The organism is Acetobacter estunensis (genome assembly GCF_019083805.1).
Lineage (GTDB): Bacteria > Pseudomonadota > Alphaproteobacteria > Acetobacterales > Acetobacteraceae > Acetobacter > Acetobacter estunensis_A.
Genome location: NZ_JAHRDV010000136.1, coordinates 1 through 249 on the forward strand (window position 1 = coordinate 1; position 249 = coordinate 249).

The 249-nt window shown below is 56.6% G+C and carries 1 protein-coding gene; it reads left to right on the forward strand.

The window, feature by feature from the left end; translation table 11 throughout:
• Nucleotides 1-13 precede the first annotated feature (13 nt).
• Nucleotides 14-249, forward strand: a 236-nt coding sequence (locus KUA11_RS17950) for a 3-methyl-2-oxobutanoate hydroxymethyltransferase (RefSeq protein WP_217412293.1), incomplete at its 3' end; no start/stop codon positions are given.

Below are 249 nucleotides of genomic sequence, written 5' to 3' on the forward strand. Positions count from 1 at the left end.
CGGCATCCGCTTCATGAATCAGATGTTCATAATCGGGGTGACCATCGAAAGTTGCGAGGCCGATGGAAACCGTGACTTTCGTCGTCCCCATCAAGGGCTTGTGGAAAACTTCGCTGCGGATGTGCTCGGCCACGACACGACGCTACCTGTCACGCTCGATGATATGATCCATCACGCCAGCGCCGTCATGCGGGCAAGCCGACAGGCTCTGGTCATCGCGGATCTGCCATTTCTGAGCTACGCAACGAT